The following is a 24796-nucleotide window of genomic DNA, read 5'->3' on the forward strand; positions in this document are numbered from 1 at the left end:
TGGAGATGTCTATGCAGTCATTAACCAACCACTTTTTGGTCGCCATGCCCTCGTTACAAGAGCCATTTTTCAAACACGCAGTGGCCTATATTTGCGAGCATAACGACGAAGGCGCCATGGGTTTGGTAATTAACCAACCTATTGATGTCACGGTGGGCGAGTTATTGGACAAAATAGACATCGACAACGATAAAAGCCAACAAGCCGCTGGACGCCAGGTGTTTGCTGGCGGACCGGTAAAAACTGACCGAGGCTTTGTGTTGCATACGCCTAAGCCGGGCTACGCGTCATCGCAAAGTTTAAGCTCCGAGATAATGATCACCACCTCCAAAGACGTCCTTGCGAGTCTCACCACCGAGGATGCGCCGGAGCAATTTATCATCACCTTAGGTTATGCCGGTTGGTCTGAGGGTCAGTTAGAGCAAGAGCTGTTGGAAAACTCGTGGCTAATTATGGAAGCCGACCCCGAGGTTATTTTCAATACCCCCATCAACGAGCGCTGGCATAAAGCTTTAGAACTTATGGGGATTGATGCGAATAAGCTCAGTTTGGAGGCGGGTCACGCATGAGTGAGTTCTCAGGCTTAAAAATGGGCCAACGCAGTGTAATAGGCTTTGATTTTGGTACCAAGAGTATTGGCGCCGCCATCGGCCAAGAGTTAACCGGTACCGCCAATGGCCTGCGCGCTATTAAGGCTCGAGATGGTATTCCTAATTGGGATGATGTTCGGGCGCTGGTCGATGAATGGCAGCCAGACTTGTTAGTAGTAGGTTTACCACTGAATATGGATGGCAGCGAGCAAGAGCTCACGCGCCGGGCACGTAAGTTTGCTAATCGCCTGCACAATCAAACGGGGTTGCCAGTACAAACCCAAGATGAACGACTAACCACGGCCGCCGCCAAGGAACAGCTATTCGCCGAGGGCGGCTACCGAAACCTAAGTAAAGGCAATATTGATAATGCCTCTGCGGTGCTTATTCTGGAGAGCTTTTTTGCCGCTCAAGGGGGCTATTAAGCACTGCCATCTGCGATAAATCAGGTATAAACCCCGCTTGCTCGTAAGCTGCTCGAATTCGGCCCTGCTCGCGCAGTTTGGCCAGCCCTTTTTGGAGTGCTTTAAAAGCCTGCTGACCTTGGGGGTGATTACGAGACACGACGAAGTGGCGACTGTCTTTTATTTGCACAACAAAGTGCGGATGCGCCTTCAGTGATATGTTATCCAGTTGGTAATGATTATTATACTGAGGCATCAGTGGCATCAACATAAAGTCGACCCACTGCATTGACACCATACGCGCTTGCGATAACCATTCATCTTCTTTAATCATGCGTTTTAACGGCAGTGCCTGCAAGGTACGCCAATCACTGCGCCAGCGCGGCGTGGATACAGCGGTGAGTGCAGTCATATCGGCCAGCGATGTTATACCCTGCACTCGCGTGTTATCTGGGTGACTATAAATTCCCGCATAATACTCACCTTGACGGATCACCGCATCGCTGACAAAAACCGCTTCACTAAGCATTAGCGCATCAGCACGCCAATAGGTATCAAAGCTAATTAATAATTTACCTTGTTCCAGCAACCGCGTATTACGAAAATTAATCTTGCCGACACGGTAATTAAACGAGTACTCAAAGCCGCCTAGACGCAGCGCTTGCTGCGCTACTATCATATCGACCACATCCCGACGCACACGCTTACCGCTAAAGTCGCTAACGGCTAAGGGCGAGCGCCCAGCCAGAAAGGCCACATAATCGGTATAAACATCATCACGCAAATAGATGTCAATACTTTGCTCCCTGCCCTGAGCGGGCAGTAGCACGGTGAGTATCAGCGCGTAAAAAAACGCCCTGATACTTCTTACGCTTGAGCGTTTAGCTATCGCTATCGTCGCCAAGGCCGTCCACCGTTACCCCTTGTAGGAAGCCTGCACCTTGTTGTTCGTTGTTACGAAGCTTAATCATCAAACGAAGATCGTTCGGTGAGTCAGCGTGGTGCAGTGCATCGGCGTAGTTGATAAGATTTTGCTTGTACAGATCAAACAGCGCTTGGTCGAAGGTTTGCATGCCCATTTCTTTGGACTTAGCCATCACCTCTTTGATGGAGCCGATTTCGCCTTTTTTGATCAGCTCGGCAATCATCGGTGAGTTTAGTAACACCTCAATCGCTGCCACACGACCATTACCATCTGTGGTAGGGATCAGCTGCTGAGCAATAATAGCGCGCAAGTTAAGGGCTAAATCATATTTGAGCTTGTCGTGCTTTTCCTTGGGCACCAAATGCATAATACGGTCAATGGCTTGGTTGGCATTGTTGGCGTGCAAGGTAGCAACACACAGGTGGCCCGTTTCAGCGAAGCTTAACGCATATTCCATGGTTTCTTGCGAGCGGATCTCACCAATTAGAATCACATCCGGCGCCTGACGCAGCGAGCTCTTCAGTGCAGCCTCAAAACTCTCGGTATCAAGTCCAACCTCACGTTGGGTAATGATACTTTTGTTATGCTCGTGGACGAATTCAATTGGGTCCTCAATGGTGAGGATATGGCCTTTTTGGTTGCGGTTACGATAACCCAGCAGTGCCGCCAATGAGGTTGACTTACCGGTGCCGGTACCACCGACGAACAACACTAGACCACGTTTTTTCATGATCACATCGGTAAGAACTGAAGGCAAACCGAGTTCATTAACATCGGGTATGGTGGTAACGATACGACGAATAACCATCCCCGCCTGATCACGTTGCCAAAATGCCGAAATACGGAAACGCCCCTCATCGGTGGCAATGGCAAAGTTACATTCTTTAGAGTTGTGAAACTCATTGATTTGTTTATCGGACATTGCCGACTCAACCAAGGTCAATGCCTCATCATCACTGAGCACATAGTCATCAAGGGGAGTAAGCTCGCCATTCACTTTGGCACTGACCGGCAAATGAGTAGAAACAAATAAATCCGATGCCTGCAAGGCGATCATCTTCTGCAAATAATGCGCTAAAGGTTGTATCATGGTGTTAATCCTACTACTGACCCGACATTCCGAATTGGGTCTTATCATGGGCTTTCGCCTGTGCTGCCTGTGTGCTGATAAGGCCACGGTTTAGCAAGTTTTGTAAGCACTGGTCCATGGTCTGCATACCATGCGCAGCGCCAGTTTGAATCGACGAGTACATCTGCGCGATTTTATCTTCACGAATAAGGTTTCGTATCGCTGGAATACCTATCATAATCTCGTGCGCCGCAATTCGCCCGCCCGACACTTTTTTCAACAGTGTTTGCGAGATAACCGCACGCAATGATTCTGAAAGCATCGAACGCACCATGTCTTTTTCTTCACCGGGGAAGACGTCAATGATACGGTCAATGGTTTTTGGTGCTGAGGTGGTGTGCAAGGTGCCAAACACTAAGTGACCTGTTTCTGCGGCGGTCATCGCTAGACGAATGGTTTCTAAGTCCCGCAGCTCACCGACCAAGATAACGTCGGGGTCTTCACGCAACGCACTGCGCAAGGCATTGTTAAAGCTGTGCGTATCACGGTGAACTTCCCGCTGGTTAATCAAGCTTAGCTTGTTTTGGTGTACGAATTCTATCGGGTCCTCTATGGTGAGGATATGGTCGTGGCGTGATTTATTGATGTAATCAATCATCGCCGCCAAGGTGGTTGATTTACCAGAACCTGTTGGCCCAGTCACCAATACCAGACCACGTGGGTTTTCCGAGATGGTTTTAAATATCTCCGGCGCACCCAAATCATCCAAGGTCAGCACCTCATTGGGGATGGTACGAAACACCGCTGCTGGGCCTCGGTTAGAATTAAAGGCGTTAACACGAAAACGCGCCAAGTCAGGAACCTCGAACGAGAAATCCACTTCTAGGTTTTCTTCGTATTCTTTGCGCTGTTTATCGTTCATAATGTCGTAGACAAGGCCGCTGACTTCCTTGGCCTCAAGCACGGGAATGTTAATACGGCGCACGTCGCCGTCGACACGAATCATCGGCGATACACCGGCTGAAAGGTGTAAATCCGAGGCCTTGTGTTGCACACTAAAGGCCAATAATTCAGTAATATCCATAACAGGACTCCACAACTAACTGATAACTTTATGGTTACAATAGCAGAACGACTCGATGCCGCCTACGCCCGAATCGCTACGGCGGCAAAAAAATGCAATCGCGATGAAAAAGACATCACTTTAATCGCCGTTTCTAAGAAAAAACCCTTAGAAGATATTTTAGCGGCTTTTGATCATGGTCACCGAGAATTTGCTGAATCCTATGTCCAAGAAGGTGTTGAGAAGGTGCAAGCACTGAACGACCATAAGACAATAGTATGGCATTTTATAGGCCCCATTCAGAGTAATAAAACCAAAGCGATTGCCGAGCACTTCCATTGGGTGCAAAGCGTTGATAGGGAAAAAATTGCTCGGCGCTTAAATGAGCAGCGCCCCACGAATATGAAACCGCTCAATATTCTCATTCAAGTGAATATCGATAACGACGACAATAAGTCTGGCTGTTCAGTAGCACAATTGCCGCAGTTGGCTGAACTCGTTGACAATAGTCGACAGCTGCACCTGCGCGGATTAATGGCAATCCCGGCAAAAACCGACAGTTTCGATGCGCAACTGCAATCTTTCGAGAAATTAAAGGCTTGCTTTGATAAACTACAGACCCAATATCCACAGCTAGATACCTTGTCCATGGGCATGAGTGCTGATGTGGATGCGGCCATCGCCGCCGGTTCAACCATGGTCCGAGTGGGCACTGCTATATTTGGAGAGCGCATCTAGGACGTTGAATCGTATATTCTAATAACACAACAAGTTGAGGTTTATATGTCACAAAAAACCATCGCGTTTATTGGTACTGGAAACATGAGCTACGCCATTATTGGCGGCATGGTGAAAAACGGTTTTGCGAAAGAACGCATTATTGCTACCAACCGTAATCAGGAAAAACTCGCGAAGGTCGCCGCTGACTTTGGTGTACAAACCACCTCGGATAACGTTGAAGCGATTAAAAAGGCCGATGTCATCGTGTTGTCGGTTAAGCCACAAATGATGGCGGATTTAGCGCAGAGTTTTATTGATGCTGGTGTTGATTTTAGCGACAAAGTGTTTATTTCCGTGGCGGCGGGCATTACTGTTGCGCGCTTACAAGAAATGCTCGGCCAACCAGTGAAAATGGTGCGCTGCATGCCAAACACGCCTTCATTATTGGGCCGTGGTGTATCAGGCCTGTATGCGGAAGGTATCAACGAGCAAGAACGGGACTTTATTCAAAGTGTATTTGAATGCACCGGTATCGCTGTATGGGTTGATGAAGAGACGCAAATTAACAACATTATTGCTGTTACTGGCTCTTCACCTGCATACTTCTTCTTATTTATGGAAGCTATTGAAGAAAAAGCTAAGGCACTGGGCTTTGATGAGCAACAAGCTCGAGCACTAGTACAACAAACAGCTTTGGGTGCAGCGGAGATGGCCTTGTCGCAGGACGATATTAGCATTTCGCAACTGCGCGCTAACGTCACCTCCAAAGGCGGTACCACCCACGCTGCCGTTGAGCACTTAAAAGACCAAGGCCTAGTACAGACTGTTGCCGGAGCCATGGATGCCTGTATTGCCCGTGCCCAAGAGATGGAAAAAGAAATTTAACTTGCGAAGAGACTAAGCTCATGAATGCCATGCAATTTCTTGTTGGGATCGTATTCGATCTATTTTTAATGGTGGTGCTGTTGCGCTTTTGGCTGCAGGCTGTGCGAGCGGATTTCTATAATCCGCTGAGTCAATTTGTGGTGAAGGCCACCAGTTTTGCAGTGAACCCATTACGTAAAATCATCCCCGGTTTTGGCGGTTTGGATATCGCTTCACTGGTGCTGGCATTCATTGTTGCCTTTGCCAAGGTCAGTGTGCTTCTGATGATGTTCCATGGCGGCTGGAGTGCCCCTACGGTGCTTATCTCCGGCGCTCTAACAGTCGTTAAAGAAGGTCTTAACTTACTGTTCTGGGTACTCATTATTCGCGCCATTTTGAGCTGGGTCAGCCAAGGTTACAACCCCATAGAAGCGATTTTCCATCAACTTACTGAACCCATGCTAAGACCGATACGCAAGGTGATCCCACCTCTTGGTGGCTTGGATCTTTCTATCCTTGTCTTGATTATCGCCTTACAGTTCTTACAAATTTTGTTTATGGACTTTATCGGCTAACCTGAACTCGCAGCAAGCCCCGGCTTTGCTGATCTCTGGTACACTTAAGGGTAAAGAGTGCGTTGGTCGAGCTAAGGCCAACGCCCAACCACAGGAGTCATATTATGAAAACCCTGTTCACTGCATTGCTGTTATGCATACTCAGCATCTCCCCCAGCTATGGCGAGCAAGCCGAAGTTCAAGGGGGTCAATTTAAAAACTTGGGTCACTGGCAAGTACACTATATTGCTTTTCCCTCAACATCCGTTCCCGCAGAAGTTGCGCGTAACTATGACTTAGAACGGGCTGGCGACAGAGCCTTGATCAATATTTCGGTATTACAAAATAACCAAGCCCAAGCCGTCGACATTCAAGGCAGCGCCAAAAACCTCATCGGTCAAACAGAACAGTTAACCTTTAAAGAAATTAAAGAAGGCGAGAGCATCTATTACATAGCCCAAATGCGCTTTGATAACGAAGAAGTTTATCGCTTTGAAATAACCTTAACGCAAGGAAACACAGTTGAAGTGCTGCGTTTCCATCAAAAGTTGTACGAACACTAAGAGAGAATACATGACCACTTGGGTGCTAGCCACAGGTAACAAAGGCAAAGTTGCTGAGCTCAGTGCGCTGTTAAGCGAGCTAAATATTGAAATAAGACCACAAAGTGAGTTCCAGGTAAGCGATGTTGCAGAAACTGGCACTACTTTCGTTGAAAACGCCATTATTAAGGCTCGCCATGCCAGCGCCGAAACGGGTCTCCCTGCAATCGCCGATGACTCCGGATTGATTGTTGATGCCCTTGATGGTGCTCCCGGTGTGTATAGCGCTCGCTATGCTGGGGCGAGTGCCAACGATGACGACAACATAGATAAATTACTCGCGGCCATGCAAGGTAAAAAACAACGCAGTGCCCGCTTTTGTTGTGTGTTAGTGCTGGTGCGCCACCAACACGACCCATTGCCATTAATCTGCCAGGCCTCTTGGGAAGGAGAAATCACCTCAGCGCGCAGCGGTGCCCAAGGTTTTGGCTATGACCCGGTATTCAAGGTGAACGGTTTAAATAAAACCAGCGCCGAGCTAAGCAAGGAAGAAAAAAATCGTCTGAGCCATCGTGGACAAGCACTTCGCCACTTACTCAGCGCGTTAAAAGGCTAAGCAGTGCAACATCTTCCACCTTTGAGCTTATATATTCACATCCCATGGTGTGTCCAAAAATGCCCTTATTGCGACTTTAATAGCCATGCGCAAAAAGGCCAACAAATCCCTGAGCAAGAATATGTCCAGCATCTGCTTGGCGACCTGCGCAATGACGCGCCGCTCGCCTGCGGACGCCCTATTCACAGTATTTTTATTGGCGGTGGTACGCCAAGCTTGCTCTCCGGTCAGGCCATGCAACAGTTGCTTGACGGTGTAAGAGCGCTCATTCCCTTGCAGGAAAATGCCGAAGTAACCTTGGAGGCAAACCCAGGCACAGTTGAGGCGGGGCGTTTCAGTGAGTATGTTCAAGCCGGCGTCAATCGCATCTCTATCGGGGTGCAATCAATGCAACAAGATAAGCTGACTGCCTTAGGCCGCATTCATAGCCAAGAAGAAGCCATCAATGCGGCAAAACAAGCCCATGATGTTGGCCTTCGCAGCTTTAACCTCGATTTGATGCATGGCCTCCCCGGCCAGTCTATTGATGATGCATTAGCAGACTTAGCACAAATCATCGCGCTGCACCCCCCCCATATTTCTTGGTATCAGCTTACTATTGAGCCTAACACGCAATTTTACTCCAAGCCCCCGACCCTGCCAGAGGACGACACCTTATGGCAAATCCAAGAAAGGGGGCAAACACTGTTGGCCGAAGCGGGCTACCAGCAGTATGAAATTTCCGGCTATGCAAAGCCGGGACATCAGTGCCAACACAACTTAAATTATTGGCGATTCGGCGATTATTTAGGCATAGGCTGTGGTGCTCATGGCAAAATAACTAAGCCCGATGGGCAGATTGTGCGCACCGAGAAGGTGAAGCACCCGCGCGGCTATATGGATTTAACCAAGCCATATTTGTATCGCGACTGGTCAGTCAGCGAACAAGAGCGGCCATTTGAGTTTATGATGAACCGCTTGCGGTTGATGGAACCTTGCCCTATCGCTGAATTTGCCCAGCTGACCGGCTTGGCGTTATCGCATATTGAGCCGCAGCTACAACGAGCGCAGCAACTAGGGTTAATGGCATTAGATAATACCCAACTAACAGTCACAGCTCAGGGTCATCGTTACCTTAATGAGTTACTTGCGCTCTTTGTTGACGATTAAACTTCGGCTTATAAAGTAGCCACAAACACAGAAGGATAAGCACAATGAAGTGGGTGTTTTTGCTAGTAACACTGTTGGCTGGTACGGCGCACAGCGCCACTAATGAGCCGATCATTAAAGACTTTGGGCTCTTTTATCCGGTGCCCGAGAGTGACCCTATTGGCCAGGACGTGCACTTTAAAATTGCCTTTGACGTGGCCTCTGGGGCACCGGTTGGTGAGCAAAATAACCACATCAACTCATTAGCCCGGTTTATAAATATGCATGTGGCCCATGGCGTGAATCCAAAAAATATCGCATTGGCACTGGTGGTTCATGGCGATGCGACCCAAGATGTACTCAAAAGCAGTGAATATAAAGCGCGATTTGCCGCTGATAATGCCAACGCTTCGTTAATTCGCCAACTGCTCGCAAATAATACCCAAGTGTATGTGTGCGGCCAATCGGCAAAGCACAACAATATCAATGCTAAGCAGTTGTTGCCTGGGGTCCGCATGGCCCTTTCTGCCATGACCGCCCATGCACAATTACAACAACAAGGGTATACACTGAATCCATTTTAGCGATATAGCAGCCAATAGCGCAGTCCTGCATTTAGCCTAACAACTGTGATACTGGGCGCTATGTGCAATATTAAAACAACAAGTGAAATAGGTATCTAACTATGCGTAAGCTCACTCTAATCGCGGCCACTGTCAGTGCCGCACTACTGGCTGGCTGCCAAGGCACCCCAGCAAATAACAGCACTGCTAACAGTGCGCCAGTACAGCAGCAAGTGGTGCAATCGGAAGTAGCAAAGGCCAATGCATTTTTCGAAGAAGTCTTTAACCGTAATGTGATGCGCAGCCCTGTGTATCAAACCTACATGGGCATTAAAAAAGACTATGACAAATGGGACGATGAAAGCGAAGCACGCGCTAAAGAGGATTTAGCGTTAGCGAAAAAAGATCTCGCCACGCTGGCGACCATAGATCGCGCTAAGCTCGATGCAAATACCCAGATCAGCTATGACCTAATGCAACAAAACCTAGAGCAAAGCATCGCTGATTACCAATGGCGTTACCATAACTACCCGGTTAACCAAATGTTTGGCACCCACTCTATGGTGGCAGCATTCCTTATCAACCAACACCAAATCAGCAGTGTTGAGGATGCCAAAGCCTATATTGCTCGTTTAAATGGGGTGCCTAAGCTATTTACACAGCTACAAACCAATTTACAAACTCGCGCAGACAAAGGCATCATTGCCCCGAAATTTGTATTCCCACACGTCATTGAAGCCAGCCAAAACATCATTAAAGGTGCCCCCTTCGGTGGTGATAAAGACTCGACCTTATTGGCCGACTTTAAACGCAAAGTCGACAAGCTAGATATCGACAATGGCGATAAGAGCGCCTTAATTGCCGAAGCCACCGAAGCGCTACAAGTCTCAGTCAAGCCAGCATATAACGGCTTAATCAGCTACCTACAGCAACTTGAAAAACGCGCCGATAACCGTGACGGTGCTTGGAAGTTTCCTGATGGCAAAGCCTTTTATAACACCATGCTGGAGCGCACCACCACCACCGATTTAAGTGCGGAACAAATCCACGCCATCGGCCTTGCGGAAGTACAGCGTATTCATGATGAAATGCGCGCCATCAAAGAAAAAGTGGGCTTCGAGGGCGATTTAAAAGCGTTCATGGAGTTTATGAAAACCGATGAGCAGTTCTATTACCCTGATACCGAAGCCGGTCGCGAAGCATACCTAAATGAAGCTATCCGTGTGATTGATGACATGAAGGGACGCCTCGATGAGCTGTTCTTAGTGAAACCTAAAGCCGGACTAAAAGTAAAACGTGTTGAAGCATTCCGCGAAAAGTCAGCGGGTAAAGCCTTCTATCAACAGCCGGCTCCCGATGGCTCACGCCCAGGTGTCTACTACGCTAACTTGTATGACATGGAAGCCATGCCCACCTATCAATTGGAAGCCTTGGCTTATCACGAGGGGATCCCAGGCCACCACATGCAAATCGCCATTGCCCAAGAGCTCGAAGGCGTGCCTAACTTCCGTAAATACGGGCGTTTTACCGCTTACACCGAAGGCTGGGGACTGTACTCAGAGCTGTTGCCAAAAGAAATGGGGCTGTATCAAGACCCTTACTCTGACTTTGGCCGCTTAGCGATGGAACTTTGGCGCGCATGCCGCTTGGTTGTAGATACCGGTATCCATGCTAAACGTTGGACGCGTCAACAGGGTATCGACTACTACGTCAATAACACCCCTAATGCGACATCGGACGCAGTGAAAATGGTTGAGCGTCATATCGTTATGCCATCACAAGCCACCGCTTATAAGATTGGTATGCTGAAAATCGTTGAGCTACGCGAGCAAGCTAAACAGGCGCTAGGTGATAAATTCGATATTCGTGAATACCACAATATCGTGCTTAAGAATGGCCCAGTACCCCTGAACCTACTTGAAGAAATGGTTGCCGAATGGGTCGCTAGCAAGCAGGCATAAGGCAAGAGAAACAGTAGCCGTAACAAGCAAAATGTTTGTTACGGCTTTTTTATGTTCGCACTAAAGTCCGCAGCCTGGAAGCTAGTCCACCAAGTAATACTCAATGGTGCTCACCACCCTGACCTTTTTTAAATGCGGCGAGTTGGAATCGCGGCTGCTAATGCTAAATTGGCCTTGGCGCGCCGACTTAATTTTGCCGAGCGTTGATTGCGAATCATGGGCAAATTTAGTCGCCACTTCACGGGCATTATGAGTTGCCTGTTCAATCATCTGCGGTTTTAAGTCATTCAAGCTCGTGAATAAATACTCAATACGATTGCTGTAGCTATCGCCACTGACAGCAATTCCTTGTTTTGCCAGTTCACTGATCTGACTGCTCGCATGACGAACTTTTTCGGGGTCTTGGCTGTACACCGACATATTCGCTGTCACCAAGTACCTTAACCCCACTTGCTCTGGACCATATTGCTGAGCTTTCTTATCTACCACCGCAACCTGGCCGAGGGATATTTCTTCATCACTGAAACCGTGCAGTTTTAAAAAGGCCACCACAGCAGCTTGCTTTTTCTCCACCGCCGCCATCACATCATCGAGTTTATCCCCCGCCTCGGTAAAGGCAATGGGCCAAATGGCGGTATCTGCAGGCACTTGCTGCTCGGCCAAACCTTTAACCGTGACCGTTCTGTCCATGGCTTTAAATTGCACTATGGCGCTGTGTAGCAAAAAACCAATTGAGGCCAGCCCCAAAGCCAACAAAAATGCCGGTAATATATTGATGTGCGTTATACTTTTGTGCATTGGTGCTTTCCTTTTGCAGCAAGTGTGAGAGTATATTTCAGTGATCAGTGTACCAAAAAGAGTGAGCTATGAGCGTAAAACGCATTAGTCAGTTCTTCAACCCCCAATCGATTGCCGTTATTGGCGCCTCTAATAACCCCTCGCGCCCTGGTTACATCGTGATGCGTAACTTGCTACAAGGGGGCTTCAATGGCCCCATAATGCCAGTCACACCGAAATATGAAGCGGTACATGGGGTACTGGCCTATGCCGATATTGCCAGTCTGCCACAAACACCCAGTCTCGCGGTGATCTGCACCAATAAACAGACCATTGCGGGCTTACTTAGTGAATTAGCCGCTCGCCAATGCCGCAACGTTATTGTTATCGCCGCCGGGCTTAGCAGCGAGCAAAAACACAGCCTCACGCAGCATTGTAAGGCGCTGGGAATGAATTTACTGGGGCCCAATTGCTTGGGGTTGATGATCCCCCATTTAGGCGTTAACGCCAGCTTTTCACACACTGTCACCCGTCCGGGGAGGCTCGCTTTTATCTCCCAATCGGCAGCGGTGTGCTCAACCATTTTAGACTGGGCCGAACACAAAGATATTGGCTTTTCTTACTTTGTCTCTGTCGGGGATTGCCTCGATATCGATTTTGGCGAGCTACTTGATTTTCTCGGTCGCGACGCGCGCACTAAAGCGGTATTACTTTACATTGATAACCTCAAAGACATTCGTGGCTTTATTTCTGCGGCGCGTGCTGCTGCCTTTAGTAAACCGGTGATTGTTATCAAAACCGGACGTACCGAGGCCGGCGCCCAAGCTGCTTTCGCTCACACCGGCGGCAACACTAGCTCAGATGCGGTATACGATGCTCTTATTCAGCGCGCCGGTATGCTCAGAGTTGCTGATTTACGCGAGCTATTTGCCGCCACGCAAACTCTGGCGCTGCACCCTAAACTGCTCAAAGTCGAACCGCTGTGTATTCTTACCAATGGCGGCGGCCCGGCGGTGATGGCTGTGGACAGCCTGCTACAGAGCTCCGGTAAACTCTGTGAGCTCAGTGACCAAACCTTGGCAGCGCTCAATGCGGTGATCCCACAATCAGAAGCAGCCGCTAACCCGGTGGATATTTTCGGCGACTCCGACCCGGGACGCTATCAACAAGCCTTGAAAATATTGCTCGAAGCCAAAGAAGTGGAGAACTTATTAATTATTCACACTCCTTCTGCACTGGCGCCGAGTACTGAGTATGCGAAAATCATTGTCGATACCGTGGCCCAAGTCGATAGCCGTCGTCGTCCTTTTGTGATGACCAATTTTATGGGTGAAAATGCCGCCTATGAAGCGCGCAAGATATGCGCTCAAGGGGGCATTCCCACCTACCGCACACCAGAGGGCGCAGTGGGCGCATATATGCACCTAATTAACTATCGCCGTAACCAAAAGCACTTAACGCAAACCCCTGAATCCATCGTTGATGAGTTAGCAATTAACGCCCAAGATACCCAAAGTGCTATTGATGCTCATTTAAGTCGCAGTGAAACCTACCTCAGTACTCATCAAGCGGCACCTTTGTTGGCCTATTATGGTATTGATACGGTGACTACCCATATCGCCACCACTCCCAGCGAAGCTGCTGAGGTGGCCAGCGAATGTGGCTTTCCGGTGGTGTTAAAGCTGATTAGCCCTGACATTGCTAGCAAATCTGAGGTCGGAGGCGTGGTGCTCAATCTCAATGATGCACATGAGGTAGAGCAAGCCGCGTTTGCTATCTTGCTGCGTATCAAGCAAACCTACCCACAGGCAAATATTCATGGCTTTTCCATCCAACCTATGGTGCCGCGCGCCGGTACTCATGAGCTGCGCATTGCCATTAAAACCGATCCCCAATTTGGGCCAGTGATCCTGCTGGGTGAGGCTGGGAGCGCCCTTGATTTTTCACAAGCGGCAGTCGCTCTGCCGCCGTTAAACATGAATTTGGCCAAGTACCTGATTGCCAGCGCCCAAGATAAGGGCGTACTCAAGGAGCGGACGCTACCAGAAAAAGTGGATAAATATCGACTCTGCGCACTGCTCACTCGGGTATCACAGCTGATAATCGATCAACCGGATATTCATCACTTGGAGCTAAACCCACTGCTTGCCACACAAGGCCAGTTTTTGGTGCTCGATGCTTGTATTGAAATCTGTCACTACCAACGCCTGGCACATCGTAAGCGCTTGGCCATTCGCCCCTACCCTAAAGAATGGGAGCGCTCGGTGACACTCAAAGATGGCTCTCAAGCCTTACTGCGCCCTATCCGCCCCGAAGATGAGCAAGCACACCGTGAGTTTGATGAATCTTTGTCGAAAGAGGATCGTTATCGCCGTTTTTTTGGCGAAATGCCCCATTTTAGTCATGAACAATTAGCGAAAATGACCCAGATAGACTACGACAGGGAAATGGCCTTTATTGTCACCCGTAAACACCATGCTAAAGACTGCACCTTAGGTGTATCACGGGTACTTATGGACCCAGATAATGCCATTGCGGAGTTTGCCATTGTCATTGGCTCACAGTATCAAGGTTTGGGCCTAGGCCGCCTGCTCCTGCAAGCGGCCATTGATTACTGTAAAGAGCAAGGGGTTGCCAGCGTTCAAGGGACCACCTTGTGGGAGAACACCGGGATGATTGAGCTGGCTCGCAAGCTCGGGTTTACTGTGCGTCGCGATTTTGAAGAAGGCACGATAGAGATGATCTTGGCGCTGAATAATGAATGAGAAACGATGATAAGAATAAGAAGCACTTTAGCACAAGTATTTGAATCACGAGGCCGGGTACGTCGTTACGGCTACGCCTTTGACGCTATTTTAGTGGCCCTGATCCTCGCTAATGTCATTGCTATTGTCATTGAGTCGGTGCCCAGTGTTGCTAAACAGCACATTGGCTTTTTCGCTTATTTTGAGCTTATATCGGTGAGCATTTTTACCCTTGAGTATTTAGCTCGGCTTTGGACCAGTGTTGATTTGGAGCGCTTTGAGAACAGCACTTTGAGTGATACGCAACGGCGCCTGCGCTACCTTTGCTCGCCCATGGCCATTATCGATTTATTGGCTATTCTGCCCTCTCTACTAGTGTTCTTTGTGTCCTTCGACTTGCGCTTTTTGCGGGTTTTACGACTGCTGCGTATCTTCAAACTCACACGCTACTCGCGGGCCATGCAGCTGCTGCTGCAAACCATTCGAGAAGAAAGTGGCTCTTTGTTTGCGGCCTTCTCTATTATGGCGGTGATTTTAATCGTCGCCGCCAGTGGCATTTACTTACTAGAGCATGATGTCCAACCCGATAAGTTTGGCTCTATTCCCAAGGCTATGTGGTGGGCATTGATCACCCTGACGACCGTAGGGTATGGCGATGTCGTGCCGATCACCGGGTTAGGCAAGGTATTCGGTGGCATCATTACCATTTTAAGTATGGGGATGGTGGCCATTCCCACCGGTTTATTGGCATCTAGCTTTTCCGACCAACTGCGCCAACGTCGTGATAGATACAGCGAAACAGCTTACCAACTGATGGAAGACGGAGTAATTTGTCTTGATGATCGTGAACATCTCGACGAATTAAGAGTAGAGCTGGGTCTTAGCAAGCAAGAGTGCGCGCAAATAGAGCAACAAGTGCGAGAAAAGCATCCTTTAAAGCGCTTTTGCCCACATTGTGGGCATCATCTAAATTAGTACGCTTACTTAAGCAAACTAGCAATGCTGTCGCCCAAGGCTGGGCGCTGCATATGAAACCCTTGTATCGCAGCACAGCCGATGTCGCGCATCAGCCGTGCTTGGCGCTCAGTTTCCACACCAACGGCAATCACGGTAAGCTCCAGAGCGTTAACCACCTTGAGAAAACGAGTGACTTTAGCTTGCACCGACATATCCATACAAATTTCAGCAACTAACTGCGGACCCAACTTCACTGCGCTGAGCGTATCACCACACAGTTCAGGGACACAAAAGTCATCACCACGATTGACCTGCAGAGCTATTTTTACACCCTCTTGTTGAAGCATTTGCAATGCTTGTTTGGCTTGCTCGTCTAACTGCAGCCAATCATTGACATGTATTTCCAACATCAGCTGCGCGAGAGGAAAGTTAAAACTGCGCAGCAGGTGAGTGATATCGCCGGTACACCCAGGCTGGCTAAACTCGCGCCCGGACAGGTTCATGTTTATAATCAGATCGTGACGTTGGCGCAACCAAAGCTGGCTCTCCAGTATCGCTCGCTCCAGGGTTTGTAAAAATAACTTAGACCATAGTTCGGGCTTGCGCACATGAACTAAAAATTCGTCAGGAGCAAGCAATTGCTGCTGCTTTTGCCAGCGTAATAACACCTCAAAGCCGATAACTTGCTGACTCTGCGCTGCAAAAATAGCTTGATACTGATTGACGAACTCACATTGCTCGTAAGCAGATGCCACTGCTTTTTCGGTGTCTATGCGCCGTTGCACATAAGCGTTCATTTCCGGCTTAAAGAACTGACAATGGCTCCCGGTTAGACGCTTTGCCTGATACATCGCCAAATCAGCACACTTTAATAACTCGTCACTGCGTTGCGCGTCTTGTGGAAAAAGCGCGATCCCAAGGCTAACCTCAACCAGCGGTTCCATGACCCGCTGTTTGAACGGCTGAGTTAATACATCGCGTACTTTTTTACACACAGTGACGATATGTTCGACATCGTCCATATTCTCCAACAGCAAGGCAAATTCATCGCCACTCACACGCCCTAGACTGTCTTGCGAACGTACCGTACGCTGTAGCCTATAAGCGAGGCTAAGTAACAGCTGATCACCACTTTCGAAGCCACGCGCACTATTGATTTTATTAAGATTGGCAATATTAATCAGCACTAATGCACACTGGTTTTGTTGCCGCGCTGATTGCTCCAGCGCATGTTCCACTCGGTCCATAAAAAGAGCCCGATTAGGCAAGCCCGTTAAACTATCGTAATGGGCATGCTCACGCTTACTGGCGAGAGCGTTTTTAGGCGCGCTGATATCGGTAAGGATAATGATATAGCTGGTGAGGTGGTGCTCAGCATCTGCCACCGCACTCATTTTCAATAGTACCGGTACCTGCTCACCGCTTTTAATAATGACAACTTCCTCACTCTGATAATGCTCACCCACATTGAGGTCATTCAAGATACGTAAGTAGTTAATACGGGTATTTTTACTCAACCCAAGAGTGAGGTGCCGACTTGAGCGTGTACTTGGCGAATAGTTAAAATGCTCCCGTAACGCTTGGTTAGTGGCTCGGATACGCAATTTATGATCAAGAATAATCACCCAATCACTGGTTTGCTCAAACGCCGCACCAAATAGCCGCGCATTTTCTTCAAATACCAACTCTCGGGTCATATTGGTATAGGTACCCGCAACTTGCATAGGCAAATCGTCTTGCCACGCCATGACTTTGCCAAAGTCCTTATACCAGCGCCATAAACCGTTGCTGTGACGCAGGCGATACACACAGTTGAAGTAACCCTTATCTGTGGACAAGAACTCTAACCACTCAATACGGAACTTTTGCCGCTCATCAGGATGAATAAGCGCTAAATAGTCATCTAAGTGGCAACTATCGTAGTCATAACCAAGCTCTTCGCGCAGGCGCGGTTGGTATATTTGGCTACCCTCTTGTCGCCAATCCCATACCCCAGAGTGACTGCCGTCCAAAGCTAGTTTTAGCCGAGCTTCTGATTCTTTACTCTCATTGTGGGCAGCAATAATCATGCGCTGAATCTGATTACGGCGGTACAGCCACAAGCCCACCAGGGTCGCCCCCAGCAGTACATATAAAGTCAGGTAAAAAGGTGAGCTCCAAGGTGGGTAATCAACCTTGATTTGCAGCTGTGCGGGATCAGTAAATTCGCCTGTGAATGGGTCCTGTGCCCACACCTTGAGAGTATGTAAACCTGGGTTAAGCTTTGAAAATACCACCCGGTTATTATCTTTGGTATGTGCTTTGGGACTGTCGCCAAGCTGATATTGAAAAATAATACGGTCTTGATAGTTATATATCATTGCCGCAAAAGACACCTCTAAACCGATATCATCATGCTCTAGATGCACTTGCTCTAACGGGCTAAGTTGTTTATCTAACTCCCGATAGGCGAGCTGCGCGGAAGTAATATTGACGCGCTTAAGTAACGCTCGCTGCGGCTGGTTCTGCTGTGGGTAAAAAAGTGTTGCACCTTTAACGGAACCATACACCACTCGACCATCATCAAAACGGCTAAAAGAGCCGCCATTAAACTCATTCGTGGCCAACCCTTCTTCGGTGGTATATTGCTGAAAGTGCTCAGTCAATGGATTAAAACGCCAAATACCTTTGTGGCTACTCATCCAAATCATGCCATGCTCATCCAGCACCAAATCATACATTAAGGTCCCCAGTCCTAGTTTCTGTAAATCGATGCGTTTAATCAGCTCGAATGTGCGCGCATCCAGCGCCACTAGTCCAAAGTTAGAAAACGATAGCCACAAAACATTTTGATGGTCGACGACATAGCTGTTGAGATTCACCGCCAAGTTTTCATGGGACTGAGGTACTTCGTAGAGCAGCTGTAATTTTTGCTGCTCGCTATCAAGGCGTAACAACTGACCACCACTGTAAAATAAGGGTTGGTTCGGCTTATCAGGCAGTGGTTTGTTGAAGCCGAGCGCTAGGAAGGGGTCAAACTCATCAAGGTCGCCGTGCAGCGGCGTGAGCACTTTCGTATCTAAGTCGAAATAGAAGAATCCTTGGTCTTGGTTCACTCCATATACGCGGTTATCTGGGGTTTTGTATAGGCCATGTAACCAGCCTTGCAAATACTGTTGCTGATCATTGTTGGTAGCAATAACACGATGTAGCTCAGTACTATCAATATCGAAATAGAATAAGCCTCGTGTAGTATTTAACAGTAACTGATCAGCAAAAGGAATGAGCCTGTAAATACTAAAGGCATTATCAAGCTGATCGCTCAAATAGTTTTTGTACAAAATTTGGCTGCTATTGTGCTGTGTATCGACAATAGTAAGGCCATTGTGAGTCCCCAAATAAAGGGTATTATCGACCACAGTGGATGCCCAAATATTGTGGTGCGACAGGCCCTCGCCACGTAAATTCTGTGCTGTTAGATTATCAAATTGAAAATGCTTTTTCGGTAAAAAGAAGGCGCCATCACTTTTGGTTCCCACCCACAAATCCCCTTGCGGCGTCTCTTGCATAGCGATAATACTGGCGTCTGACAAACTGTACTCGCTGTCGATAAGTTGGCGACGTTTACGCAGAGCTCGGGTGGAAATATTAAATTCAAATAAGCCTTTATCAGTGGCCAACAGTACGGTGTCTTCGCCTAACACCTGCATTTGCCATATGTTCAAGTCAGCTATTAACATTTCGCTAGCAGGTGAATGTGCATCAGCGGCGAGCGAGCCATCGGCGTTAATATCAAGCTGATACAGACCCTTTACCGTGCCAACCAACAAATGTTCAGCGTCTATCACCGCGAAAGACTTCACATTATTACGGTGAATACCACTGATGCCTGCGGGAAGGTGTGCCAAAGAACGGACTTTCTTAGTCTGCAAATCATAGATATAGGCACCCGAGCTAGTACCGACATAGACCTGCTCGCCGAATTTAAACATCTGCCTTACTAAAGAGCGCTCATCTTTACTCTCCAGCGTGAACAATGAGGTAACTTCGCCGGTCTCTATATTCAGGCTCGCCACATCCTCACCACGACCAAGCCAAAGCTCATTGGGACCAATAGCCAGCATAGTAAATACCGCTTTAGCGAACGTAACGTCGTCGCTCTGTGGCGGCCCCAGTACTTGCTCAGTACGCCCGGTATCAGGGTCAAAGCGATGTAAGCCAGCGAGTAATGAGGCTATCCAAATATGACCTTGTTGGTCTTGATAGAGTGCGTCGATCATCGCCTCATCAAGCTCGCCATTGTCTCCGGCCACAGCAATGACCTGATAACCATCATAGCGATTCAGACCGCTTTCGGTGCCCAACCACAAATAGCCGTATTTATCGATCAACATATTACTGACATAGCTTTGCGACAGCCCTTCATTTGGCGACAGTCGTTGTACTTTGGCACTCACTGCACACGCTAAGAAGCAGCAACACACTAGCAAAGCTCTAAGCATGGTTTCCTCGATTCAGGCAATATGCCAAGATATTCCGTCCTTGGCGCTGATAGGCATTAAATCGCTGTTGTAATTCGCCGGGCAAATCGGGTTCTGGCTGAAACCCTAAGCTGAGGTAAAAAGCGGCTAAATGGGCGTAAATAAAACTAAAAACGGGCTGCTTTTGGTGTTGGCACACAGTACTGATTAACTCCCGAGCAACCCCGTTTTGCCGCCACGGTGGGGCAATAAACACGCCAACGAGTAGCACGTTTTCCGATAAGTGCAATAAGCGAGCTGCACCAATGATGCCACTATCGGCCCTGGCTACCCAGACCTGGTCTGCCTTAGAGGCACGACCTCGAGCCCCATAAGCCTGATAAAACTTGTTAACTAATGGGGTGGCGATGTCAGCAAGGCGCTGCACATCAACGTCGCTCATCGCGATGCACTCATCAATGCCAAATAATGTTCAAACTGTTGCTTGAGATAGTTTTGCTCAGAGACAGGACGAATATTAATCGCCTCATAAACTTTGTCGCGGGCATTTTTACCACGCACTATTTGGTAAGCCCAAAATGAGGCCTCGTAGTCTAGCTGAATACGGTACTTTTCTTCGCGAGGCAGTAGGCACAAATTGAAACTCATCGCAGTTACACTCAGGTTGGTGTTCATATCCTGACTATACTATACCAAATCCGACCTAGGGCAAAAGTAGATAGTTTGTTGATTAGTTGCGACAAGTGCTAGAAAAACCTATCTAACTTCCCTAGAATAGTGGCGAAATTTAACACGTATTTTACATGGGTAACGGAGTAAGCCCAATTGTGAAACAAGGAAGTGCCACGCATAAACTATGGTATAGCATGCTTAACTCAACCTTGTTACAACGCACCATCCTCTATGTTACTTCGCTATGGCTGCTGAGTGCATCTGTTAGCGCCTATGCATCGTCTAACATGACCTTTAACAAGCCTGTTGATACGCCACAAGCTCGCTATGTTATTGAACTTATGGATTTAGCCTATGATCAGCTTGGATATCAGCTTGAGTTGATAGAGTTTGACCAGCCACAAGCATTACGCGCTGCCGATGAGGGAACTTTAGACGGGCAATTAGGGCGCATTGCTGCAATTGAATCTCGTTACGCTAATTTGGTTCGTGTTGATTTTCCATTGTTTAAGTTTGAGTTGATCATGCTTACGCGCTGCGCCGAGTGCCAGCTGAACGATCTTAATAGCGTGGTGCTGCGCAGCGGTTACCCGGTAGCGGAACAATACCTCGACAGCCAAAATTACCAAGGCCGGCGGCTCGGCCTAAAAAGCGTGTCGGCGCAATTAAATCTCTTAGCCCAACGACAAGTTGATGGCATTGCCATCTTAGACTTTCACCTCAAACAGGCTTTCGACAGCCATAGCAACCCCAGCTATCATCGCCAGCATCTTAACGATTACTACAGCTACCACTACGTGCATAAACGCCATGAGGCGTTGATCCCTGAGTTACTTGAGGTGTTAAACACCCTTAAACAAAATGGCGTTGTTGACTACCTGAAACAAAAGCACGGCTTATAAATCAAGCTCTCCCTGCCCCGCATCAGGTGTGTTGATGTCACCCTGTTGTTGCTTACGCTGCATTGCTCGCTTATAGCGCTGATGACAAAGTAGGTTAACGTGACGTTTTTGCTCATCACTGAGTTGGTTCCACATAAAACGCTCATCACGAGAACGAAAGCAGCCTAGGCAATAACCACGGTTATTGACCTGGCATACCCCTTTGCAGGGGCTATCAATAGAAAAGATTTCCAGCTGCTGCATGTACGCTCTACCCAGTGTGATTAGGCCACGGCCCAATGCTGCTTGCAGCGCATAACGCTGAGCGCATTGACTACCCTAGCCTTTATTACCCTTGGTGTGTTTTAAAAACCAACCCTAGGTATAACGTTAATGCCAAAGACTCTGAATTACCAGCCTAGGTATCCATTTCTTCCTTGCGCAGTACTGGGCGCGCATACAAGGCCGTAACGAGATCCCGTAGCTCTTCGGGAATCGCACGCATACGCTCATCAAACTCTTTGACATCGACGGACTCGGAATCAACTACCGCATCACCGTGCTTAGCGGCAATGTAATTGCCTGGGTGCAAATAAAAAGATTCAACAATCTGCTTATCGATGGTTTTTGCAAGATCCTCTGGAGTATCACAGCCACTTTGCACCGGTTGACCAAAAGCGAGGTGGACATGGCCTTTATTGGTCGTAAAGCCCTCCACTATACTGCTGATATCCTCACCGGCAGATTTTATATACTCGCCGTGGTGCTTTTTATGATAGAGCTCCTTCGCTTTGGATATCGCACACGGTTCATACTGATAAGAAATGGACACCGGCACAATTTTTAGCTCACGTACATACTCAGCAAACTCTTTCTTTTGCTTGCGCCCATTCAATTGCAACATTTTTAATAACGCCGGATCGGTTTGATCAAAACCGTCTTTGGTACGCCCTTCGCGCTGGGCTATCCAAATACTGTGGCCACCCTGCAACGAGTCATAAATATAGGCTGAGAGCTGTGATAACGCTTTAAGCATTTCTTTGGGTGCTTTTGCCGAGCGTTTTACAATAAAACTTTTGTTTAAGCGCATCAGCTCAGTGATGTATGGGATCTGTAGCAGATTATCTCCAATGGCAATACGCACGGTACTCATATCATGTTGGTGCAAGCCAAAATTCACCAACGCGGGATCAAGCACAATATCACGGTGATTGGAGATAAATAGATATGCTTGGTTTTTATCGAGCTTGTCTAGCCCTGAATAGGTGACCTCTGAGGTGGTGTTGTGGATGATGCGCTCAAGATAATGCACAACTTCAAGCTGAACCTGGCGCACTGAGTTTACTTGGCCCCACTTACGTTTCAGGCTCGCACGCACCAACGGGCGAGATAGAAAGCGCATACCGGCAAGCCAACCGGGCAAATTATGCTTCGCTATCAAATCAACAAAGTCATTATCTGCTACCAACCGGGCAACAGCATCTGCTACTTCGTCGTCATTATAGGGTCTTATGTCTGCATACTTATCCACGATTACACCTTATTACCACAGGCAAAAAAACGGCGCTTATTGTATCGCGCCATTTACGTATTCGCTAAGTTTATCAACTCTTACCAGTAAGGGATACAACCCTTTATGCATTATCATGGTGCTGCGCAGGTGCTTGCCAGGCGCGCAATTTCAGCCATACCAAGCGTAATAACAACAGCAGTAAAATCACGGCTAAGCTTTGCGATAACCACGGTGCCATAAGCTCGTGCTGATGCCCAACTAAAGGGCTCACTGCAAAGTCGAACCGTGCCACCAGCCAATCCGTTAAATACCCAAATGCTAAAGCTACACCAATGACAGCACTGAGATAGGCAACAATCGCGCGCTTGCCTAACTCCTTACCAACAACACCGAGCGTGGCAATGTTAGTCGCAGGTCCTGCTAGCATAAATACCAATACCGCGCCTGGCGATACTCCAGCAATGAGCAGTCCAGCAGCAACTGGCGTAGATGCCGTGGCACAAATGTACATTGGAATACTGATAAGCACCATCACCGTCATCGCCAATAATCCGCTGCCCCACTGGCTTAAGTAAGAAGCGGGCACATAAGTTTGCACTAACGCCGCGAAAAACAGACCAATCATTAACCACATGGCGGTATCGTTTAACAGTTTCGTGGTACTAAAGTGCACCGCTTGCTTAAACTTAGCCATGAAACGGGGCTCTTTTGTAGCTTTTGAGCGGCTACTGCAGCATGAGGCCGGCGCTGTATTATCAGCCTGTTGTGCCTGCGTGGGAGCTTGGGATGCTGGCGCTTGTTGCTTATTGGTGCAACATGAAGTGCTCGGCTGTGGCGTTCTTTCGGCGCAGCAACTCGGCGACGATGTCTGTGTTGGGGTTGCCTCGGGCTTAGGCTCTTTACCTACTAGCACACCTGCGGTAATGGCACTGGTAATTGCAGCAATAGGACGAATAATAGCCATAAAAGGGCCCAGTAAGACGTAGGATACGGACACTGAGTCGACACCAGTTTCAGGCGTGGAGACTAAAAAGGACGTAGTCGCACTTTTCGAAGCGCCTGCCCGTCTGAGCCCAACGGCAGCAGGGATCACGCCACAAGAACATAATGGCATGGGAGCGCCAATAAAAGCCGCTTTCACAGTTGTCCAAAAGCCTTCTTTACCAAGGTGGCGTTGCAAAAAGTTAGCAGGAAGGTATACATTGATGAGCCCAGCTAAAAACAGCCCCAGCATCAGCCAAGGTGCAGATAGCACAAACAGTTGCCAAAAATTAGTGAGTAAGTCCATCAACGTCCTCCAATGCGGTCAAAATTGAACAATGCTCTGCCGGTAATTCTGTGCCACAACACTGCTCGGCTAATTGTGAAAGAGAGGCATAAAAGCGTTGCAACTCAGCGATACGCTCTGCCACAAGTGCCTTTTTACGCAGCGTAAGTTGCTTCACTTCATGACAGCTATGCTGCTGTTTCTCAAAGTTAATCTTCAATAACTCAGAGATTTCTTGCAAACTAAAGCCGACGTCTTTAGCGCGACGAATAAAGTTTAATTGTGCTAAATGGGCGTGCGTATAATCCCGGTATCCTGCTGCAGTGCGATTAGGCGGCTGTAATAGCCCTTGCTGTTCGTAGTAACGAAGCGTATCGGGACTCATGTCCACCTTTTTTGCTAACTCTGAAATTCGCATTAGTTTTTCTCGCAGTTATTTAACTGTCACTGATTTTAGACCTTAGTGTTAACTCCAAGGTCAATATTTTTTTTGCGTCCGCCAAGTCACCATGAAAGACTAGTGCTA

At 48.2% G+C, this 24796-nt stretch carries 24 protein-coding genes; 13 read left to right on the plus strand and 11 right to left on the minus strand.

The features are described from left to right. Positions 1-11 precede the first annotated feature (11 nt). Both W04_RS09100 and ruvX read left to right on the plus strand, forming a co-directional pair. Positions 12-569, plus strand: coding sequence for a YqgE/AlgH family protein (locus W04_RS09100; protein ID WP_053910605.1), 558 nt, complete (start codon positions 12-14; stop codon positions 567-569). Then, positions 566-1015: a Holliday junction resolvase RuvX gene (gene ruvX / locus W04_RS09105; RefSeq protein WP_053910606.1), complete on the plus strand. Its 450-nt coding sequence runs from the start codon at positions 566-568 to the stop codon at positions 1013-1015. Before W04_RS09100 ends, ruvX begins: the two co-directional genes overlap by 4 nt. Here ruvX and W04_RS09110 read toward each other — a convergent pair. The 3 genes from W04_RS09110 to W04_RS09120 are packed head-to-tail and all read right to left on the minus strand — an operon-like array spanning position 975 to position 4072. Beyond that, a complete protein-coding gene (locus W04_RS09110) occupies positions 975-1898 on the minus strand; it encodes a hypothetical protein (protein WP_231658092.1) in 924 nt (307 codons plus the stop codon). The genes ruvX and W04_RS09110 overlap by 41 nt on opposite strands. Then, entirely contained in the window at positions 1876-3009 is a 1134-nt protein-coding gene (locus W04_RS09115; RefSeq protein ID WP_022946316.1) for a PilT/PilU family type 4a pilus ATPase, read from the minus strand. Before W04_RS09115 ends, W04_RS09110 begins: the two co-directional genes overlap by 23 nt. Before the next feature lie 13 nt (positions 3010-3022). Continuing rightward, positions 3023-4072, minus strand: a complete 1050-nt coding sequence (locus W04_RS09120) for a type IV pilus twitching motility protein PilT (protein ID WP_022946317.1) — start codon at positions 4070-4072, stop codon at positions 3023-3025. A 30-nt stretch (positions 4073-4102) separates the two neighbouring features. Between W04_RS09120 and W04_RS09125 the strand changes: the two genes are divergently transcribed. The 8 genes from W04_RS09125 to W04_RS09160 all read left to right on the plus strand — a co-directional run bounded on the left by W04_RS09125 (position 4103) and on the right by W04_RS09160 (position 10999). Then, a complete protein-coding gene (locus W04_RS09125; RefSeq protein WP_053910607.1) occupies positions 4103-4789 on the plus strand; it encodes a YggS family pyridoxal phosphate-dependent enzyme in 687 nt (228 codons plus the stop codon). Between the two features lie 45 nt (positions 4790-4834). Continuing rightward, positions 4835-5656, plus strand: a complete 822-nt coding sequence (proC, locus tag W04_RS09130; protein WP_053910608.1) for a pyrroline-5-carboxylate reductase — start codon at positions 4835-4837, stop codon at positions 5654-5656. A 20-nt stretch (positions 5657-5676) separates the two neighbouring features. Beyond that, positions 5677-6210 carry a YggT family protein gene (locus W04_RS09135; protein WP_022946320.1) on the plus strand — a complete coding sequence of 178 codons (534 nt, stop codon included), beginning with the start codon at positions 5677-5679 and terminating at the stop codon, positions 6208-6210. A gap of 104 nt (positions 6211-6314) precedes the next feature. After that, a complete protein-coding gene (locus tag W04_RS09140; RefSeq protein WP_053910609.1) occupies positions 6315-6752 on the plus strand; it encodes a DUF4426 domain-containing protein in 438 nt (145 codons plus the stop codon). Between the two features lie 10 nt (positions 6753-6762). Continuing rightward, positions 6763-7347, plus strand: coding sequence for an XTP/dITP diphosphatase (locus tag W04_RS09145; RefSeq protein ID WP_053910610.1), 585 nt, complete (start codon positions 6763-6765; stop codon positions 7345-7347). A 3-nt stretch (positions 7348-7350) separates the two neighbouring features. Then, positions 7351-8496 carry a radical SAM family heme chaperone HemW gene (hemW, locus tag W04_RS09150; RefSeq protein ID WP_053910611.1) on the plus strand — a complete coding sequence of 382 codons (1146 nt, stop codon included), beginning with the start codon at positions 7351-7353 and terminating at the stop codon, positions 8494-8496. A 44-nt stretch (positions 8497-8540) separates the two neighbouring features. Next, the gene (locus W04_RS09155; protein WP_053910612.1) at positions 8541-9059 is read left to right on the plus strand and encodes a DsrE family protein; all 519 of its coding nucleotides are present in this window, start codon (positions 8541-8543) and stop codon (positions 9057-9059) included. Between the two features lie 101 nt (positions 9060-9160). Beyond that, positions 9161-10999, plus strand: a complete 1839-nt coding sequence (locus W04_RS09160) for a DUF885 family protein (protein WP_053910613.1) — start codon at positions 9161-9163, stop codon at positions 10997-10999. 81 nt (positions 11000-11080) lie between these two features. On the opposite strand, the gene W04_RS09165 is transcribed toward W04_RS09160, so the two are convergent. Continuing rightward, positions 11081-11797: an SIMPL domain-containing protein gene (locus W04_RS09165; RefSeq protein WP_045979577.1), complete on the minus strand. Its 717-nt coding sequence runs from the start codon at positions 11795-11797 to the stop codon at positions 11081-11083. Positions 11798-11865: 68 nt separating this feature from the next. Between W04_RS09165 and W04_RS09170 the strand changes: the two genes are divergently transcribed. Then, positions 11866-14541: a bifunctional acetate--CoA ligase family protein/GNAT family N-acetyltransferase gene (locus W04_RS09170; RefSeq protein WP_053910614.1), complete on the plus strand. Its 2676-nt coding sequence runs from the start codon at positions 11866-11868 to the stop codon at positions 14539-14541. Positions 14542-14547: 6 nt separating this feature from the next. After that, positions 14548-15495, plus strand: a complete 948-nt coding sequence (locus W04_RS09175) for an ion transporter (protein WP_053910615.1) — start codon at positions 14548-14550, stop codon at positions 15493-15495. Positions 15496-15500: 5 nt separating this feature from the next. Here the strand turns inward: W04_RS09175 and W04_RS09180 are convergent, their stop codons facing one another. The 3 genes from W04_RS09180 to W04_RS09190 are packed head-to-tail and all read right to left on the minus strand — an operon-like array spanning position 15501 to position 20585. Continuing rightward, positions 15501-19958, minus strand: coding sequence for a diguanylate cyclase domain-containing protein (locus W04_RS09180; RefSeq protein WP_053910616.1), 4458 nt, complete (start codon positions 19956-19958; stop codon positions 15501-15503). Beyond that, positions 19951-20379, minus strand: a complete 429-nt coding sequence (locus tag W04_RS09185; protein ID WP_053910617.1) for a GNAT family N-acetyltransferase — start codon at positions 20377-20379, stop codon at positions 19951-19953. Before W04_RS09185 ends, W04_RS09180 begins: the two co-directional genes overlap by 8 nt. Further along, on the minus strand, positions 20376-20585 hold the full coding sequence (locus W04_RS09190) for a DUF3283 family protein (RefSeq protein WP_026111308.1): 210 nt from the start codon (positions 20583-20585) through the stop codon (positions 20376-20378). Before W04_RS09190 ends, W04_RS09185 begins: the two co-directional genes overlap by 4 nt. A 218-nt stretch (positions 20586-20803) precedes the next feature. On the opposite strand from W04_RS09190, the gene W04_RS09195 reads away from it, so the two are divergent. Further along, positions 20804-21511 carry a transporter substrate-binding domain-containing protein gene (locus W04_RS09195; protein WP_053910618.1) on the plus strand — a complete coding sequence of 236 codons (708 nt, stop codon included), beginning with the start codon at positions 20804-20806 and terminating at the stop codon, positions 21509-21511. On the opposite strand, the gene W04_RS09200 is transcribed toward W04_RS09195, so the two are convergent. The 4 genes from W04_RS09200 to zntR all read right to left on the minus strand — a co-directional run bounded on the left by W04_RS09200 (position 21506) and on the right by zntR (position 24688). After that, positions 21506-21754, minus strand: a complete 249-nt coding sequence (locus W04_RS09200) for a DUF1289 domain-containing protein (protein WP_053910619.1) — start codon at positions 21752-21754, stop codon at positions 21506-21508. The two genes, W04_RS09195 and W04_RS09200, sit on opposite strands and share 6 nt — an antisense overlap. Before the next feature lie 154 nt (positions 21755-21908). Beyond that, positions 21909-23021 (minus strand): 1-acyl-sn-glycerol-3-phosphate acyltransferase, encoded by a 1113-nt coding sequence (locus W04_RS09205; protein ID WP_053910620.1) that lies wholly within the window; start codon positions 23019-23021, stop codon positions 21909-21911. A gap of 103 nt (positions 23022-23124) precedes the next feature. Further along, a complete protein-coding gene (locus tag W04_RS09210) occupies positions 23125-24291 on the minus strand; it encodes an SO_0444 family Cu/Zn efflux transporter (protein ID WP_197275954.1) in 1167 nt (388 codons plus the stop codon). Beyond that, the gene (zntR, locus tag W04_RS09215; RefSeq protein WP_022946337.1) at positions 24275-24688 is read right to left on the minus strand and encodes a Zn(2+)-responsive transcriptional regulator; all 414 of its coding nucleotides are present in this window, start codon (positions 24686-24688) and stop codon (positions 24275-24277) included. Before zntR ends, W04_RS09210 begins: the two co-directional genes overlap by 17 nt. Positions 24689-24796: the final 108 nt, after the last annotated feature.

The sequence above is a fragment of the Pseudoalteromonas sp. SW0106-04 genome (genome assembly GCF_001293805.1).
Lineage (GTDB): Bacteria > Pseudomonadota > Gammaproteobacteria > Enterobacterales > Alteromonadaceae > Pseudoalteromonas > Pseudoalteromonas ruthenica.